The following is a 17183-nucleotide window of genomic DNA, read 5'->3' on the forward strand; positions in this document are numbered from 1 at the left end:
GGTCTTGGCGGCGATGAGAAAGCGCGTGGCCTGCCCATACCGCATTCCTGGGCGCAGCCAAGGCGGCCGGAACGAAAAGCAGGAGGGTTGGCAGGACATTATCGCGGGCAGAAGCGAGTGGGAACTGAGTGAAAAATACGGCCAGACCACCGGGCCGAACGGCATCGACAGACCCCGAAGAGGTGCCGGCCCTCTTTGGCTGCGCAAAGATGAATTAATTACGCCACTACTCTTTTAACAGATATCAGCGAACGAACATATTGACTTAATTTTCAATATATTACTTCCTGAAAACCTGTTTTTTGAAATTAGCCTGCTGCTTCATAATTGGCTGGCCAAAATCGATGCCCAATCAAGGTAGCGAATAATTTTGCCTTGTAATAAATCATATCTAAATTTATTGCAGCTTCTTAATTTCTCAGCAGTAGTGCATTAGCAGCTGCCATTGGGCCAGGTTTTGGTTTTTGCCTGCGCTTTTTGTCGGCTTGTCCCACGGGTTTCATTCGCTCACCGCATTCGCCCCTTCCCTATGCGAGCCTCATCTGCCGAAGCGTTTATTGTGCGCGAGCTGCGCCGGGGCCTGGCCCCCACCCTCTACTACCACAGCCTGGCCCATACCCTCGACGTGGCGCAAGCGGCCCAGACGCTGGCCGCCGCCGAAGGCGTGACCGATGCCGAAACCCTGGCGCTGCTCCGCACGGCGGCCCTGTACCACGATGCGGGCTTCCTGCACACCTACGCGGGCCACGAAACCCGGGGCTGCGAGATGGGCCGTGCCACGCTGCCGGACTTCGGCTACTCGCCGGGCCAGATTGAGCTGATTTGTGCCCTGATTATTGCCACCCAGTACCCGCAGGCCCCCCGCTGCCACCTGGCCCAAATCCTCTGCGATGCCGACCTAGACTACCTCGGCCGGCCCGATTTCGTGCCCATCTCCACCAGCCTTTTCCGCGAGCTGACGGCCCGTCAGCTCATTGCCAGTGAGTACGCGTGGTTTCAGCTGCAGGAGCATTTCCTCACGGGCCATCGGTATTGGACGGCCACGGCCCTGGCCCGGCGCAGCACGCCCAAGCAGGCCCGGCTGGCGCACATCCGGGCGCGCCTGGCGGCCTGGCCCAGCCCAGTAGCCGGCGCTTAATAGTCGGCCAGGCCGTTGCGCAGCGAGTACACTTCGGCAAAGCCATTGGCCAGCAGCAGCTGCGCGGCTTTTTGGCTGCGCACGCCGCTGGCGCAATGCACCACCACGGGCACGTCGGACTCAAAGCCAGCCAATTGCGCGGCCAATTGCCCCAGCGGCACCAGCTGCCCGCCAATGCTGCGGCGGGCGTGCTCGTGCGGCTCGCGCACGTCCAGCAGCTGCAGCGGCCGGCCGCTGGCCTGCCAGTCCTTCAGCTCATCGGCTGATATTTCGGGGGCGCGGGCCGGGGCGACTTCGAGGGGTGCTTCGCCACAAAAAGCCGCGTAATCCGGGGCCAGCGCGGTGAGCTGCCGGTTGGCCGCCACGGGCTGGAAGCGGATGGTCTGGAAGCGCATGCTCAGGGCATCCACCAGCAGCAGGCGGCCGCTCAACACCTCCCCTATTTCGAGGATGATTTTCAGGGCCTCATTCGCCTGCATGGTGCCAATGAGGCCGGGCAACACGCCCAGCACCCCAATTTCGGCGCAGTTGGGGGCGTCGCCGGGGGCGGGCGGCACCGGGTGCAGGCAGCGGTAGGTGGGACCGTCCTGGTAATTGAACACCGAAACCTGCCCCTCAAACTTGAAGATGGCCCCGAACACCAGCGGCTTGCCCAGCACCACGCACGCATCGCTGACGAGGTAGCGGGTGGCAAAATTATCGGAGCAGTCTACCACCAAGTCGTATTCGGCAAACAGCGCCAGCGCATTGGCCGCCGAAAGCACCACCTGGTGCGGCTGCAGCGCAATGAAGGGATTCTGAGCCTGCAGCTTTTCGGCGGCCACCACGGCTTTGGGGCGGCCCACGTCGGCGGTGGCGTAGAGAACCTGGCGTTGCAGGTTGCTGTCGTCTACGGTATCAAAATCGAGCAGGCCGAGCGTGCCCACGCCGGCGGCGGCCAGGTACTGGAGCACGGGACAGCCCAGGCCGCCGCAGCCCACCACCAGCACGCGGGCGGCTTTGAGCTTCTGCTGGCCGGCCGGGCCTATTTCGGGCAGCAGCAAGTGGCGGCTGTAGCGGTTGGTTTCGGCGGCGGAAAGCGGGGCGGTGGCTGGGGTCATGGTGGTAGCGGAAATTACGTGCTTCAGCACATTGCGTCGGCCTGCTGAAACAGTTGGCTGACGCAATTGGCGCAATACTTCTGCAAATCTCGGGTGGGAGCGGCGCACCGGCAGCCGTTGCGGTCCTGACGTTACCTGGGCAAGCGCTACCGTAGCGCATTGCATTCGGACGGGCCTCTGCCCTACATTTGCCGAAGTACTCAAAACTACGGGTTGGCAAAACGGACTTTTTTACGAGTGCTTTTTATTTAACATAATAATTAAATGGCCTACCAAACCTTATTTTAAGCTCACAGCCCCACTTTTTGGCGATGCGGACACGGACGACTTCACCCAACGGCTAACCCGTGCCCACCACCCGCCCGGCCTGTCGCCCAGGCTTCCGGTTGAACAACCGCGCCCCCGGAGCGAACTTACCGGCATGAAAGCTTACCTCCCGTTTTTCGTCCTGGCCGCGCTGCTGGGCCTGTCATCCCGCGCCCAGGCCCAGAAAGCCGCCTCGCACGAGTTGCCCATCACGCCGGCCACTGCCGCCTGGGGCTATTATGATGCCGCCGCGCCGCCGGTGCTGCGCATCAAATCCGGCGAAACGGTGCGGGTGCACACGCTCATCACCTCCACGCCATCGCGGCTGGAAGGCGCGGGCCTGCCCGCCGCGCAGGTCGAGCCCACCCTGCGCGACATCACCGAGCACGTAACCAACAAAGGGCCGGGCGGGCACATCCTCACCGGCCCCATCTTCGTGGAAGGCGCCGAGCCGGGCGACGTGCTGGAAGTTCGCATTCAGCGCGTCGACCTGGCCATTCCCTACGCCTACAACGCTTTCGGGCCCAAAAACGGCTTTATTCCGGAAGATTTCGGCTACGCCAAAATGCGCATCATTCCGCTCGACGCGAAGCAGATGGTGGCGCATTTCCTGCCGGGCATTGATGTGCCGCTGCGGCCATTTTTTGGAAGCATGGGCGTGGCCCCGCCGGCTGCGGCGGGCCGCATCAACAGTGCGCCGCCCGGCATCCACGGCGGCAACCTCGATAACAAGGAGCTGGTGGCCGGCACCACGCTGTATCTGCCGGTGCACGCGGCGGGCGCGCTGTTTTTTGTGGGCGATGGCCACGCCGGCCAGGGCAACGGCGAAGTCGATATCACGGGGCTTGAAACCTCCCTCACCGGCACGCTGCAGTTCATTGTGCGCAAGGACATGCACCTCACCCTGCCCCGCGCCGAAACGCCCACCGCCTACATCAGCATGGGCCTGAACGAGGATTTAACCCTCGCCGCCAAAGACGCGGTGCGCGAAATGATTGCCTTCCTAGTCACCGAAAAGCACCTCACCCGCGACGATGCCTACATGCTCTGCAGCGTGGCCGGCGACCTCGACGTGACGCAGGTAGTGGACGGCACGCGCGGGGCCCACATGATTTTGCCGAAGAGCATTTTTGGGAAGGTGAAGGCGGCGAAGTAGGACTAGGCATTCTGGCGAACGTCAGCGGAATTTGGCCGTCATGCCGAGCGCAGCCGAGGCATCTCGCGTGGGGTAGTAATCCTGACGTTAAGATTTACTACCCCACGCGAGATGCCTCGGCTGCGCTCGGCATGACGGTCTTTTTTATTAGCCCAAAACCAAAAAATCCAATATCTTCGCCATCTACGCTTCCCATTCGCTCTGGCATCTGGCTATGATACAAAAGAGTCTGTTTTTCTTCGTGTTGCTGGGCGCGCCGCTGGTTGGGCGGGCACAGGTCGATACCGTGCGGGCCAGCACGCTGCCCGGCCCGCAGCTGGCCGAAAAAGCCTATAACAGCGGCCTGACCAGCTTCAGCGAGCAGCGCTACCCGGCGGCGCTGGCCAGCTTCGACCAGGCTATTGCGGCCAGGCCCGATTTCGCCGCTGCCTACACCAACCGCGCCGCCACCCGCTACGAGCTGAAGGAGTACCCCGCCGCCCTGGCCGACTACGACCAGGCCCTGAAGCTGGAGCCCGGCAACTACGCCGGCTACTTCGGCCGGGGCCGAACCCACGAGGCCCAAAACCAGCGCAGCGAAGCCGAAACCGACTATTCCGAAGCCCTGAAGGCCCGGGCTGACTACGCGCCGGCCTGGTACAACCGCGCCGTGCTGCGCTTCGAGAAAGGCGACTACCAGGCCGCCCGCGACGATTTCGACGGGGCCATCAAAGCCGACCCCAAGCTGGCCTACGCCTACCACGACCGCGCCAGCGCCCAGCAGAAGCTTGGCAACTACGCCGCCGCCGCCCAGGACTATACCCAGGCCCTGGCCTTGCAGCCGGAGCTACTCTCGGCCCTGCTGAACCGCGCCACCGCCGAGCGCCGCACCGGCCAGCTGCCCCAGGCCCTGAAAGACTACGACGCCTACCTGGCGAAGAAAACCGACAATGCCCTGGCCTACAACAACCGAGGCAGCGCCCGTTTCGAAAACAAGGACTACGCCGGCGCCATTGCCGATTTCAGCCAGGCCCTGCAGCTCGACCCGAAGTACGCCTACGCCTGGAACAACCGCGCCGCCGCCCACCTCAAGCTGGAGAAATACGCCGATGCCGCCGCCGATGCCAGCGCCGCCCTCAAGCTGAAACCCGACTACGCCGAAGCCTACCTCAACCGGGGCCACGCCCGCGAAATGCTCCGCCAGGCCGATGAGGCCTGCCAGGACTGGCGCAAAGCCGCCGAGCTGGGCATTGCGGTGGGCAATAGCTACGCCGCCGCCGCCGGCTGTGCGGGCGAGGCGGCGGAGTAGTGGAGAACGAGCAAGGAGCCAACAATCAGAACGTCATGTCGAGCGCAGCCGAGACATCTCGCGTGCAATAGCAATCCAATCGATTCAACGACTTCGAGCGAGATGTTTCGGCTGCGCTCGACATGACGGCCACACTTATCCCTAAATTACTGCGATGCCTTTCCTCAATCGCCTGCTACTCCTCCTGCTCTGCGCCAGCGCCACTCTGCCCGCCGCGGCCCAAAGCGTGGCCTTCACCAAAGACAATTTCAGCAACGACAAGGACGGCCTGCGCGAAGCCAACCGCGAGCTGAAAGCCGGCGACGACGACTACCGCGACGACCCGCCGCGCTACGCCCAGGCCCTGCAGCACTTCCTCGCGGCCCAGCTGTTCAACCCCAACAACGCGGCCCTGAACGTTAAAATCGGCGACTGCTACCTGAATTCGGCCACCAAGACCGCCGCCCTGCCCTACCTGCAAAAGGCCGCCAAACTGGATGCAACCGCCGATGCACGCACGCACTACCTGCTGGCCCGCGCCCTACACCTGAGCGCGAAGTGGCGCGAGGCCATGGCCGAATACCAGCTGGCCCCGCCCGTGGCCAGCAATACCCGCAACGGCGACGCGGGCACCATCACGCCCAACGACTTGCAGCGCCGCATGCAGGAGTGCCGCAACGGCCAGCAATTGATGGCCCACCCCACCCGCGTGTTCATCGACAACGCCGGGCCGGAGTTGAATTCGCCGGCCTCGGACTACGGCCCGGTGGTATCGGCCGATGAGTCGACCATCCTCATCACCTCGCGCCGCGAGGGCTCGACGGGCGGCAAGAAGGACCCGGCGGGCGACGGCTATTTTGAGGACATCTACCAATCGACCTGGAAGGGTAAGGTCTGGAGCCGCGCCACCAACCTGGGCGCACCCGTGAACACCGACGACCACAACGCCACCGTGGGCCTGGCCCCCGACGGCCAGCGCATGCTGGTGTACGTGGGCACCAACGGCGGCGACTTGCTCGAAACCACCCTCAGCGGCAGCACCTGGAACAAGCCCCGCCGCCTCAACAGCCGCATCAACACCAACGCCCACGAGACCTCGGCCAGCTACTCGCCCGATGGCCGCTACCTCTATTTCGTGAGCGACCGGCCCGGCGGCGCGGGCGGCTCCGATATATATAAGGTGGACCTCGCCGGCAAAAACACGCCCGTGAGCCTGGGCCCGGCCATTAATACGGCCTATGGGGAAGAAGGCGCGTTTATGGCGCCCGATGGCAAAACGCTGTATTTTTCCTCCGAAGGCCACAACTCGATGGGTGGCTACGACATCTTCAAATCGGTGCTGGAGAATGGCAAGTGGAGCACGCCCGAAAACCTGGGCTGGCCAATTAATACACCGGACGACGACGTGTTTTTCGTAACCTCGGCCTCGGGGCGGCACGGCTACTACAGCAGCGAGCGGCCCGGCGGCCTCGGCGCAAAGGACATCTACCGCATCACCTTCTTGGGGCCCGAAAAACAGCCTTTATTGAGCGAAGAAGACCAATTACTGGCCTCGCGCCTCGCGCCCATCAAGCAAACGGTGCTGGCCCCGGCGGTGGCAGTGGCCACGGCCCAGGTCACCATTCTGAAAGGCACCGTGACCGACGACGCCACCAAGCAGCCCGTGGATGCCGCCATCGACCTCATCGACAACACCAGCGGCCAGACCATTGCCAACTTCCGCAGCAACGCCACCTCGGGCCGCTACCTGGTCAGCCTGCCCTCGGGCACCAATTACGGCATCGTGGTGCGGCAGGACGGCTACCTGTTTCACTCCGAAAACTTCGACCTGCCCGCCGGCGCGGCCTTCGCCGAAGTGGTGAAGGACATTCCGCTCAAGAAGCTCGAAATCGGCACCACCATTGTGCTGCGCAACATTTTCTTCGATACCGGCAAAGCCACCCTACGTCCCGAAAGCACCGCCGAGCTGGAGCGCCTGCAAAAGCTCCTGACGGAAACGCCCGCCCTGAAGCTGGAAATGGCCGGCCACACCGACGACGTGGGCGAAGCCGCCATGAACCAGGACCTGAGCCAGCGCCGCGCCCAGGCCGTGGTGAGTTACCTCACGCAGCACGGCATCGCCGCCGCCCGCCTCACGGCCATGGGCTACGGCGAAAGCAAGCCCGAAGTGCCCAACACCAGCAAAGGCAACCGCCAGCTCAACCGCCGCACCGAGTTCAAGGTGACCGCCAAGTGAGTTGTGGCGCGGTCGTACCCGGAGGGACTTTTAGTCCGCGCCTGAAGGACCTACACGCGGGCTAAAAGTTTGCGCTGACATCGGGCAAAACGCCGTATTCGTCGGGTTCTGCACTTTGATAATCGTAAACCCGGCCCGCCGCCACACGCCCCGGTCTACCTTGCAGCGTCTAAACCGCTGCCCAATCCGGCAGGTGGCATTTTCCGCTTGAAACTACTTCTCCGCTTTTTCTATATGCGCCGGCTGGGGCTGCTGCTACTGGCGCTGCTCGGGTTGCTGCTGTTTTGGGCGCGGTCGGCCCGGGCGCAGCAGGTCTATCTGCGCCAGTTTGGCCCCACCGAAGGCTTTCGCCCGGCCTTCGTGTACGCACTGCTGCAGGACCGGCAGGGCTACCTCTGGCTGGGCACCGGCGAAGGCCTCATCCGCTACGACGGCACGCAGTTCATCACTTTCACCAAAAAAGACGGACTAGCCGAGGATTTTGTGGTGTCGCTGCGCGAAGAGCCCGCCACCGGCCGGCTCTGGGTGGGCCACTACCAGGGCGGCATTTCGGTGAAGAAAACGGCCGCCGGCTCCTTCATCTCCGCCAAGCGCAGTGCCGTGCCCGCCGGCCTGCACCTGTCTGCCGACGGCCCGCCGCCCGTTGATACCGCCGCCATTGGCCGCTACCTGCGGCGCTACCACCTGCACCTGCCAGTCGGCACCGAAATCACCTGCCTGCTCGAAGACCGCGAGGGCAATGCTTGGCTGGGCACCGCCGGCCAGGGCCTGCTGCGGCATTCGGACCGGCATTTGCGAATGGAAGTTCAGCCGGCTGTCCGCTCTGGTCAGGGGCCAGCACTGGCGACGGTGACGGCAAAAGGTATTGCAGAAGCCTGGGGCACTTTCAGTGGCAACAGTTTCTTTCAGCTGCGCCCCCATCATTCCCTTCCTTATGTAGCAGGAAATGCCCTCGCTCCACCCCTGCCCGGCGAGCCCGTGAAAGCCCTGCTGCCGCGCCCGGCGCGGCTGGGCGGCGGGTTCTGGGTGGGCACTTCGACGGGGCTTTACACTACTTCCAATCCCGGCCAACCGGCGCAGGCGGTCCCGGGCCTATCAAATAACACCGATTTCAACGTCACGGCCCTGGCCTACGCGCCCGGCTCCGGCCTCTGGGTGGGCACCGCCGCTGACGGCATCTACCTGTTGCCCGCCGACTCTTCGCTGCGCATCCGCCATTTCACCACCGCCAACGGCCTGCTGCACAACACCACCTACGCCCTGCTGGCCGACCATACCGGCCGCGTGTGGGTGGCCACGCACGGCACCGGCATCGCCGCCTACGACCCCGGGCTGGACGAATTCATGCACAACCGCCTCGGCTCCGTGGGCCTCGACGCCAGCAGCCTGGCCGAGGATGCCGACGGCCGCATCTGGGTGGGCACCGAGGGCCAGAGCATCTATTGCCGCCAGCGCTCCGGCCAGTGGCAGCATCTCACCGCCGCCAGCCAGCTGCCTTCCGACTATGCGTATGGCCTGTTGCCGCTGCCCGCCACGGCCGGCCACGCCGGCCCGCAGCTGCTGCTGGTGCACCGCCAGGGCCTCACGCTGCTCGACTGCCGCACCCACGCCTTCACCCCCCTCGCCGCCACCGACGACCCGCTGGTGCGCGACTGCCTCGGCCCTGCTGCCCTGGCCGCCGGCCCCGGCGCCGATGCGGTAGCGTGGCTAAGCACCCGCGCCGGCCTGCTGCGCGTGGATGTAAATGCTGCCCGCCACCTCGTGGCTGCCCGCCGGCCCGGCCTGGCTATTACCGCAGTCGAAATCGACGGCGAGCCCCGCGCCCTCGATGCGCTGGGCACCTTGTCGGCCACCCGCCACCGCGTGAATTTCACCTTCCAAGGCATCAGCCTCAACCCCGGCGAAGCGCTGATGTACCAGCACCGCCTGCGCGGCCTCGCCGAAGAATGGAGCCACCCCGGCCCCGCCGCCGAAGCCCAGTTTCCGGGCCTCGATGCCGGCCAGTACGTGTTTGAGGCGCGGGTGCGGCGCGGTGCGGCCGGCCCGTGGAGCCCGGTGGTAGCGGCCGCGTTTGGCGTGGCCACGCCGGTTTGGCGCACCTGGTGGTTCCGCACGCTGGCGCTGCTGGCGCTGGCGGGGCTGGCTTATGGGCTGATACGCTTCCGTGAGCGCACGCTGCGCCGCACGCAGTTTGTGCTGGAGCGCACCGTACGCGAGCGCACCACTGAGCTGCGCCAGCAAAAAGCCCACATCGAAGACATGAATGCCGACCTGGTGGTGGCCCGCGACGCGGCCGAGGCTTCGCGCCGGGCCAAGGCACAGTTTCTGGCCAACATGAGCCACGAAATCCGCACGCCGATGAACGCCGTTATCGGCCTTACCAACCTGCTGCAAGCCACCCGACCCAACACCGAGCAAGCCGAATACCTCACGGCCATCGAGTCGTCGTCGCAGAATTTGCTGGTGATTATCAACGACATCCTCGACAGCTCCAAAATGGAGGCCGGTAAGCTCACCCTGGAGCAGGTGCCCTTCCGCCTGCCCGAGGCCGTGCGCCGCCTGGGGGCTATGTTCAAGTTTGCCACCGAGAGCAAGGGCCTGTTTTTCGCGGTGAATGTGGCCGACAACGTGCCCGCCGCCGTGCTCGGCGACCCTGTGCGCCTGAACCAAATTCTGGTAAATCTGGTAGGCAACGCTATCAAGTTTACGCGCACCGGCGGCGTCACGGTGACAGTGGAAGAGGTAGCAGGTCCGGACTCGCAAACCCACCAATCCACCAACCCACTCATCCGCTTCGCCGTGCGCGACACCGGCATTGGCATCCCGAATGATAAGCTGGGAGCCATTTTCGAGGATTTTTCGCAGGCGAACACCTCCACTACCCGCGAGTTTGGCGGCACCGGCCTGGGCCTGAGCATTGCCCGCAACCTGGTGCAGCTGCACGGCGGCCAGCTCGGCGTGACCAGCGAGGAAGGCCACGGCTCCGAGTTCTTCTTCGAGCTGCCCTACGAAGCGGCCGACGCCAGCGCCGCCCGCCCCGACGCCCACGCCGGCCTGCTCACGCCCTTCGAGCCCGCCCTGCGCATCCTGGTGGCCGAAGACAACGCCCTCAACCAGCTGGTGGCCCGCAAAACCCTCGAAGCCTGGAACGTGCAGGTCGTCATCGCCGAAAACGGCCGCCTGGCCGTGGAGGCCATCACCGGCGCCACCCAGCCCTTCGACGCCATTCTGATGGACGTGCAGATGCCCGAGCTCGACGGCTACGGGGCCACCCGCGAAATCCGCCGGCACTTCCCCGATGCCGGCCAGTTGCCCATCATCGGCCTCACGGCCTCCGTGCTGCCCGAAGACCGCGCCCTGGCCCTGGCCGCCGGCATGAACGATACCCTCGCCAAGCCCTTCGAGCCGGCCGTGCTCTACGCCCGCATTGCCCACTTCACTTTAGGGTATGAGGGTAGGAGGGCAGGAGGGCAGGAGGGCGATGAGATTGAGGAAACCGGGAACGAATTCAGTGCGCAAGCAGTGACTTCCACGGCGACTTCTGAAGATGCAGGCCCCAAAACTCCTACCCTTCCACCCTCCTACCCTCCTACCCTTAAAAGCCTAATCAAGCCCGACTGGCACCTCCTGGAAGAATTAGCCGGCGGCAACGAAGGCTTCCTGCGCCAAATCATCACCACCTTCCTCAATGAAGCCCCGGCCCTGGAAGCCCTGCTGGCCGCCACCTGCCCCCACGACCCCGCCGCCCTGGCAAGCACCGCCCACAAGCTCAAGGGCCAGGTGGCCTACTTTGGCGTGCCGGTGCTGCACACCCAGCTCGATGAGCTGGAGCGTGCCGCCCGCCACCCGGCCCTGCCCTACTGCGAGCCGTTGCTCCACACCATCCGCCAGCAGCTGGCCGAGCTGTACCCGCAACTGGAGGAGCGGGCCGGAACTTGAAAATTGACCGGTACGCCCTACATTCGTTACCAAAATCCTCTCAATTTTGCTTGTATATGGCTGTTTCTAATCTGCGTTGCTTAGTGGTTGATGACGACCCGCTCTCGGTTCAGGTAGTACTCAATTGCATCAACAACACGCCATTTCTGACGGCCACCGGCAGCTTTACCAACCCCATCGAAGCAGCTGAGGCCCTGCGTACCGCGCCCGTCGACCTGTTGTTTCTCGACGTGGAAATGCCGCTGCTTTCCGGCATCGAGCTACTGGGCATGCTCCAGCACCCGCCGCTGGTCGTGCTCATCACCAGCAGCAAAGACTACGCGGTGCAGGCTTTTGAGCATGCCGTGGTCGATTACCTGGTGAAGCCCGTGAGCTACGCCCGCTTCCTGCAGGCTTCCCAAAAAGCCCTGGAAATGGCCGAGCGCCGCGCCTCCACCACCCCCGACGCCATCGAGGTGCCCGACGCCGACGCCGATTTCACCTTCGTGAAAGTCGACAACAAGCTCGTGCGCGTGGGCTTCGACGAAGTGCGCTACGTGGAAGCCCTCGGCGACTACGTGCACATCGTCACGGGCCAGAGCAAACTCATCGTGTACAGCACCATGAAGGCCGTGGAGGAGAAGTTTCCCAGCAACCGCTTCGTGCGCGTACACCGCTCATTCATTGTCAATTTCAACCGCATTCAGGCCCTTGAGGACAACTCGGTTATTGTGGAAGCCAAGCACATTCCCGTGGGCCAGACCTACCTGCGCGAGGTCATGCAGCGCCTGAACAAATTCTAGCCACCGCGCTTTCCTCCTGTCTACTTCTCTGATATGCGCTTTTCATTAGCCGTTATTTCCGCCAAAACCTCGCTGCTGGCCGCCCTGCTCGTGCTGGTGGGCTTTGCCGCCCAGGCCCAGCAGGCCGGCGATACCACCAGCATAAGTTGCGGCCCGCCGCTGCCCCGCATGCTGTGCGTAGACCTCGACGGCCGCCCGTCCATCGACGAGCCCGCCGGGCCCTTCACCTACCAGTGGCATATGGGCGACGGCACCACCCTCACCGGCCCCACGGTGAGCTACTGCTACAAGGAGCGTAAAAACTACGTGGTCGAGCTCGACGTCATCGTGGACAAAACCGGCGAAATCCGGCGCGGCCAGAAGTACATTCCCGTCAACCTCGTGCAGCAGGATATCGTCGATTTCACTACCACCACCACCCGCGTGCGCGTGGGCCAGCCCGTGTCCTTCGATTCGCCCGAGGCCCAGCTCATCACCTGCCGCAACGTGCAGTATGTCTGGGATTTTCGCGATGGCACCATTACGCAGGGCCGCACGGCCCAGCATAGCTTCCGCCGGCCTGGCACGTATTCGGTGCGCTTCAGCATGCGCGGCTACGGCTCGCAGGACTGCGTGGCCAGCCACTGCGTTTCGCGCGAAATCGTAGTCGAGCCCTAAGCTGAGGGGAAGATATACCCCCCTGGCGGGGCTGATACCGTGTTAGGTAAGAACGTCACCCTGAGCGGAGCGAAGTACTTTCCCACGACCCAACGATTTGCAGTAATCGAGTCGGTGTAATCGTGAGCAGGTCCTTCGCTCCGCTCAGAATGACAAGCGCTTAGAAACTCCTGTATTCTGAGTCAATGCTGCCGCTCGTGCTACGGCGCTTCGTTTGGTACCGGCGGGCCTTCGCGCAGCAAGTCCAGCACCAGCTCCCACAAATGCTCGTACGGGATGATTTCGACCTCGGCAAAGGCCTCGCCGGGTGGCTGCGTGTCGCGCAGCTGCTGGAGCAGGGCTTTGCCGCGCTCGGCAATGCGGTCGGCGTCGAAATTCTTTTCCACGATAATCGGCAGCAGACGCAGAAACAGGCGGCTCCGCAGCGTATTGGCTTCGTACAGATGGCGCTGCTGGTACTTGCGCAGGCGTTCCAGGCGTTGCATCACGGCTTCCAGGTTGCGCTCGCGCAGGAAGTGTAGCAACTGGAGCACCAGAATGGCCACGTTGTGGCCCCGCTTGTCGCGGCTGTATTCGGGCAGCATCAGCACCCATTGGGCCAGCTGCCGCTGGCGGGCCGTAGTGTTGCGGGCGGGCGGCATCACAAAATCGACGTACGACCGATATAAGTCCCACCGCTGCAAGGCCGTATCCCGCTGAATGGAATAGGCCGGGTTCTTGGCAATAATGCTCATCAGCTGCTGCGCCCGTTCGTACTGCTGGGCGTGCAGGGCCAGCAGCACGTAGTGCTCCTGAAAATAGAACCAGTTGTGGGACGATGGGTGAAAATCCCGGTTGTACTCCTCGGCCAGCCGCAGGCCCTGCACCGGCTGCCGGCTGCGCAGGTAGGCATACACGCTCACAAAGTGGTTGAAGCGAATATCAAAGCGCCGGTCATTCAGCTTGCCCGCCCGCAGCCGCCGCGAGGCCAGCGCCGTCACCCGAATCATCTCCTGGTAGTTGCCTTGCAGTTCCTCGTAAGCCAGCCGGGCCCGGTACACAATGTTATAGGTGGTGAAGCTGCGGGCCCGGCGGTGCAGGGCGTCGAGTTGGGCAATGCGGTCGGGTAGCACGGCCAGCACGGCCCGGCGGGTTGCTACGGTTCCGCTCAGGGCTAGCTGGGTTTCGGTGTGCAGCTGCTCGGCCTCGTCCTCCCAGGCCAATACCTGCTGCGCACGCTGAAACACCTTAGCTGCCTTCTTATATAGAGTGGTTTGCTGCCGCTCGGCGTGCAGGTTGCGCAGCATGCGGGCGCACATCACCACGTATTGCGTAAACTCGCCGGCTTCGGCCAGCCGCAGGCAGCGCTGCAGCAGCCGCTCCGACAGCTTGTACTCGCGTTCGGCATACAGAATACTCACCTTGTGCAGCAGGTCCAGGCATTCCAGCTCGTAGCGCCGCGACACCAGCAGCCGGGGGTCGGAGTGGTCCAGGAAGTACAGCTGGTTGAGCAGCTTGCTGCGCACCCGCGACTGCAGCTTGTGCAGGGCCCGCACATTGGCCTGCGTGGTCTTGCCATATAAGGCTTTCACCACCTGTAATTGGGTGGCTTCCGGCGACTTATTCAGGGATTCCACGAACTGGTTTTCTTTGTTTGCCTGGTTGTTCCGCAAATCCAGGATTGGCAGAGAAGACAGACTACGCGATGTCACAATTCGCGCCAAATTCGCAATTTCATTCATGGAAAAAGTGCCTTACAAGCCATAAATCAGGCTTTTTGTAAAATTTTTCCTCTTAAAACCGATGTCTTAAAAACCGGTATACTTTCCTTTTTTAATCTCAACACAACAATCACCTTTGTATCGTGACGCAATAGGGTATTTCTGAGCGATGATGTCACAATTTGGCTTGTTTTTTCCAAAAGTTCAAATAAAAAATGTGTGACTGTCTCTACCCAATAGACTTTTCAGAAAAAAAACTTTTTTTGTTTATTTAATTTATTAATATAATTCTAGTCAACTTTAGCTCAATATAGTCCTTTTCTAAGCCCCATGGAGGCCGCAACTTTGTGTCAATCAATCGCCTGACACATCTTCTAACTCCTCCATATCGTGCTGAACCTCCTCGCCATCGCCCTCATTCAAGTTGCCAGCTTTTCTTCTGTTGGCGCACAGTCAAACGTTGCCAAACAGGCTTTGGCAACCCCGACTATCGTGACCTCAATTCTGCCAGGCGGCACGGGCGGCTGGGGCGGCGACATCGCCATGATTAAAGACGGCGGCACCGGCGGTTGGGGCGGCGACATTGCCATGATTAAAGACGGTGGCACCGGTGGCTGGGGTGGCGACATCGCCCTCGACGGTGGCACCGGCGGCTGGGGCGGCGATATTGCCATGACCAAGGATGGCGGCACCGGCGGTTGGGGCGGCGACATCGCCCTCGACGGCGGCACGGGTGGCTGGGGCGGTGATATTGCCCTTGATGGCGGAACCGGCGGCTGGGGTGGTGATATTGCTTTTGATGGTGGTACCGGTGGCTGGGGTGGTGATATTGCCATGGCTAATGACGGCGGAACTGGCGGTTGGGGCGGCGATATTACCCTTGATGGCGGAACCGGCGGTTGGGGCGGCGATATTGCCATGACCAAGGACGGCGGCACCGGCGGTTGGGGTGGAGACATTGCCATGATTAAAGACGGCGGCACGGGTGGCTGGGGCGGCGATATCGCCCTCGATGGCGGCACGGGCGGCTGGGGCGGCGACATCGCCTAAACGGGCGGCACAATTTCATCCTTATATTGCCTATTCACCTTGGTGAAATGGTAATATTCGATGCTCGTTCCAAAGAAAAATCCCTCAGGAGTTCTGCTTTGGCTCATCTTCAGCTCGCTGCTGGCTTGTAGCTGCTCCTCAAAAGGCAGTTCGCATGAAGCCATCCGAATAAGATGGGTCCACGACCCCGAAACCATTAACCCGATGGCCCTCACTAACCAGGCCGCCATTGAGGTAAATAACCTGCTTCATCTCAGCCTGATACAGGCCAATCTAACAAACCACCAGTACGTGCCAGCCCTGGCCGCTGCATTGCCGGAAGTGCGGCTGGTTGGCGACTCGCTGATGCACATCACCTATGAGCTGCGGCCGGTGGCCGCATGGGACGACGGCCGCCCCATACTGGGAAGCGACGTAGCTTTCACCGTCAAGCTCATGTTTTGCCCGGGCCTGCCTAATGAAGTAGTCAGGAACCAATACCACTTTATTAAAGCGGTAATTACGGACCCGGCCACCCCGCGCCGGTTCACCATTGTGTGCCGGGGGCAGGCGCCGGAATACGTAAAGGCCACCGGTGATTTTTGCATCCTGCCGGCCGCCACGCTGGACCCCGCCGGCCGCCTCAGCCGCTTCACCCTGGCCGAGCTGCAACACCGCGCGCCAACGGCCCCCGCCGATACGGCCCTGCAAGCCCTGGCCCGCCAATACCAGCAAGGCTATGCCGGCCACCCGCCGGGGCAACTGCCCGGTTGCGGGCCATACGAGCTGGTGACTTGGGAAAAAGACCGTTTCCTGCATTTGCGGCGCAAGTCCCACTGGTGGGCCGACCAGTTGCACCCCGCGCCCCTAATGCTCCGGGCCAAGCCACAGCAGCTGGAATACGTCATTATTCCGGATGTGGCCACGGCAATTCTCGCCCTGCGACGCGGCGAACTGGATGTATTTCCGCAAATGCCGGCCCGCGAATTTGAGCGCCTGCGCACCGCCCCGGCCACGCGGGCAGCCCTGCAGTTTTACACCACGGACTCGTACAATGTGGTGACGGCGGGCTTCAATACCAGCCGCCCGGTCCTGGCCGATGCCGCTACCCGCCGGGCCCTGAGCCGCTGCTTTGATGCCGGCCGCCTGATGAAAGCCACCCAGCTGGGGGCCGGCCAGCGCACCGTGGGCTTCATCAGTCCCTCCGACACGGCGAACTACAACCGTGCGCTGGCCCTCATCCCCTTCGACCCCATTCAGGCAGCGGCCTTATTGCGCCAGGGCGGCTGGCGGCGGGCGGCCGCGCCCACGGCCGGCTGGTTCCGGCCGGGCCCCGCTGGCACGAGCCAGCAGTTGCGCCTGACCATGCGCTACCGCGCCGGCGACCCCTTGCTTACCACCATCGCGCTGCAGTTTCAGGCAGCTACGGCCCCGCTCGATATCCCGGTTTCGCTGCTGCCCACCGAAGCGGGGTCTTTTTCGGAGGTCCTGCGCGTCGGCGATTTCGACATGTATGCCCAGGTGCTGAAAGGCAATCCGTTTATGTTTAACTTCACACCTTTTTTGCATTCGAAGGGCATTGGGGTGGGCAATTTCACGCGGTTCACCACCCCGGCCAGCGACCGCCTCATCGAAGCCATTGCCACCGCCAGCAGCAACGCCTCCCGGCAACGGCTTCTGCGCCAGTTCCAGGCCCTTATGCAACAGGAGATGCCCATGGTGCCCTTGTTTTTCCTACCGAGCCGCACGGTAGCCGATAAACGCCTGAGCGGGCTGAACGTGGGCAGCCTCAAGCCGGGCTACCTGGCCACTACCATCGTGCGCGCGGCCCGGGCTACTCCTGCTCCGTAGCGCATGGCCGGCTTTATTTTCT

Annotated in this window: 11 protein-coding genes; 9 read left to right on the forward strand and 2 right to left on the reverse strand. The window is 62.9% G+C overall.

The annotated features are described in order from the left end of the window. The first annotated feature begins 529 nt into the window (after positions 1–529). Positions 530–1138 (forward strand): HD domain-containing protein, encoded by a 609-nt coding sequence (locus tag HBN54_RS06730; protein WP_168672391.1) that lies wholly within the window; start codon positions 530–532, stop codon positions 1136–1138. Here the strand turns inward: HBN54_RS06730 and moeB are convergent. Beyond that, complete coding sequence (gene moeB / locus HBN54_RS06735) at positions 1135–2238, reverse strand: molybdopterin-synthase adenylyltransferase MoeB (protein ID WP_168672392.1); 1104 nt, start codon at positions 2236–2238, stop codon at positions 1135–1137. The two genes, HBN54_RS06730 and moeB, sit on opposite strands and share 4 nt — an antisense overlap. Positions 2239–2659: 421 nt before the next feature. On the opposite strand from moeB, the gene HBN54_RS06740 reads away from it, so the two are divergent. From HBN54_RS06740 to HBN54_RS06765, 6 genes are all read left to right on the forward strand, one after another. Then, entirely contained in the window at positions 2660–3700 is a 1041-nt protein-coding gene (locus HBN54_RS06740) for an acetamidase/formamidase family protein (protein WP_168672394.1), read from the forward strand. A 214-nt stretch (positions 3701–3914) separates the two neighbouring features. Continuing rightward, positions 3915–4988, forward strand: a complete 1074-nt coding sequence (locus HBN54_RS06745) for a tetratricopeptide repeat protein (RefSeq protein ID WP_168672396.1) — start codon at positions 3915–3917, stop codon at positions 4986–4988. 154 nt (positions 4989–5142) lie between these two features. Continuing rightward, on the forward strand, positions 5143–7203 hold the full coding sequence (locus HBN54_RS06750) for an OmpA family protein (RefSeq protein ID WP_168672398.1): 2061 nt from the start codon (positions 5143–5145) through the stop codon (positions 7201–7203). Between the two features lie 207 nt (positions 7204–7410). After that, positions 7411–11142 carry a hybrid sensor histidine kinase/response regulator gene (locus HBN54_RS06755; RefSeq protein ID WP_168672400.1) on the forward strand — a complete coding sequence of 1244 codons (3732 nt, stop codon included), beginning with the start codon at positions 7411–7413 and terminating at the stop codon, positions 11140–11142. A gap of 56 nt (positions 11143–11198) precedes the next feature. Beyond that, positions 11199–11924 carry a LytR/AlgR family response regulator transcription factor gene (locus HBN54_RS06760; RefSeq protein ID WP_168672402.1) on the forward strand — a complete coding sequence of 242 codons (726 nt, stop codon included), beginning with the start codon at positions 11199–11201 and terminating at the stop codon, positions 11922–11924. A gap of 33 nt (positions 11925–11957) precedes the next feature. Beyond that, positions 11958–12581 carry a PKD domain-containing protein gene (locus HBN54_RS06765; RefSeq protein WP_168672403.1) on the forward strand — a complete coding sequence of 208 codons (624 nt, stop codon included), beginning with the start codon at positions 11958–11960 and terminating at the stop codon, positions 12579–12581. A 200-nt stretch (positions 12582–12781) separates the two neighbouring features. On the opposite strand, the gene HBN54_RS06770 is transcribed toward HBN54_RS06765, so the two are convergent. Then, positions 12782–14233 carry a hypothetical protein gene (locus HBN54_RS06770; RefSeq protein WP_168672405.1) on the reverse strand — a complete coding sequence of 484 codons (1452 nt, stop codon included), beginning with the start codon at positions 14231–14233 and terminating at the stop codon, positions 12782–12784. Positions 14234–14773: 540 nt separating this feature from the next. Here HBN54_RS06770 and HBN54_RS06775 point away from each other — a divergent pair. After that, the gene (locus tag HBN54_RS06775; RefSeq protein WP_168672406.1) at positions 14774–15331 is read left to right on the forward strand and encodes a hypothetical protein; all 558 of its coding nucleotides are present in this window, start codon (positions 14774–14776) and stop codon (positions 15329–15331) included. Positions 15332–15535: 204 nt separating this feature from the next. After that, positions 15536–17161 (forward strand): ABC transporter substrate-binding protein, encoded by a 1626-nt coding sequence (locus HBN54_RS06780; protein ID WP_168672408.1) that lies wholly within the window; start codon positions 15536–15538, stop codon positions 17159–17161. The last annotated feature ends 22 nt before the right edge of the window (positions 17162–17183 follow it).

The sequence above is a fragment of the Hymenobacter artigasi genome (assembly GCF_012275535.1).
Taxonomy (GTDB): domain Bacteria; phylum Bacteroidota; class Bacteroidia; order Cytophagales; family Hymenobacteraceae; genus Hymenobacter; species Hymenobacter artigasi.

Excerpts from the sequence above, each read along its gene's own strand:
- HBN54_RS06730 (WP_168672391.1), top strand. The coding sequence starts at position 530 with ATGCGAGCCTCATCTGCCGAAGCGTTTATTGTGCGCGAGCTGCGCCGG.
- moeB (WP_168672392.1), bottom strand. The coding sequence starts at position 2,238 with ATGACCCCAGCCACCGCCCCGCTTTCCGCCGCCGAAACCAACCGCTAC.
- HBN54_RS06740 (WP_168672394.1), top strand. The coding sequence starts at position 2,660 with ATGAAAGCTTACCTCCCGTTTTTCGTCCTGGCCGCGCTGCTGGGCCTG.
- HBN54_RS06745 (WP_168672396.1), top strand. The coding sequence starts at position 3,915 with ATGATACAAAAGAGTCTGTTTTTCTTCGTGTTGCTGGGCGCGCCGCTG.
- HBN54_RS06750 (WP_168672398.1), top strand. The coding sequence starts at position 5,143 with ATGCCTTTCCTCAATCGCCTGCTACTCCTCCTGCTCTGCGCCAGCGCC.
- HBN54_RS06760 (WP_168672402.1), top strand. The coding sequence starts at position 11,199 with ATGGCTGTTTCTAATCTGCGTTGCTTAGTGGTTGATGACGACCCGCTC.
- HBN54_RS06765 (WP_168672403.1), top strand. The coding sequence starts at position 11,958 with ATGCGCTTTTCATTAGCCGTTATTTCCGCCAAAACCTCGCTGCTGGCC.
- HBN54_RS06780 (WP_168672408.1), top strand. The coding sequence starts at position 15,536 with ATGGCCCTCACTAACCAGGCCGCCATTGAGGTAAATAACCTGCTTCAT.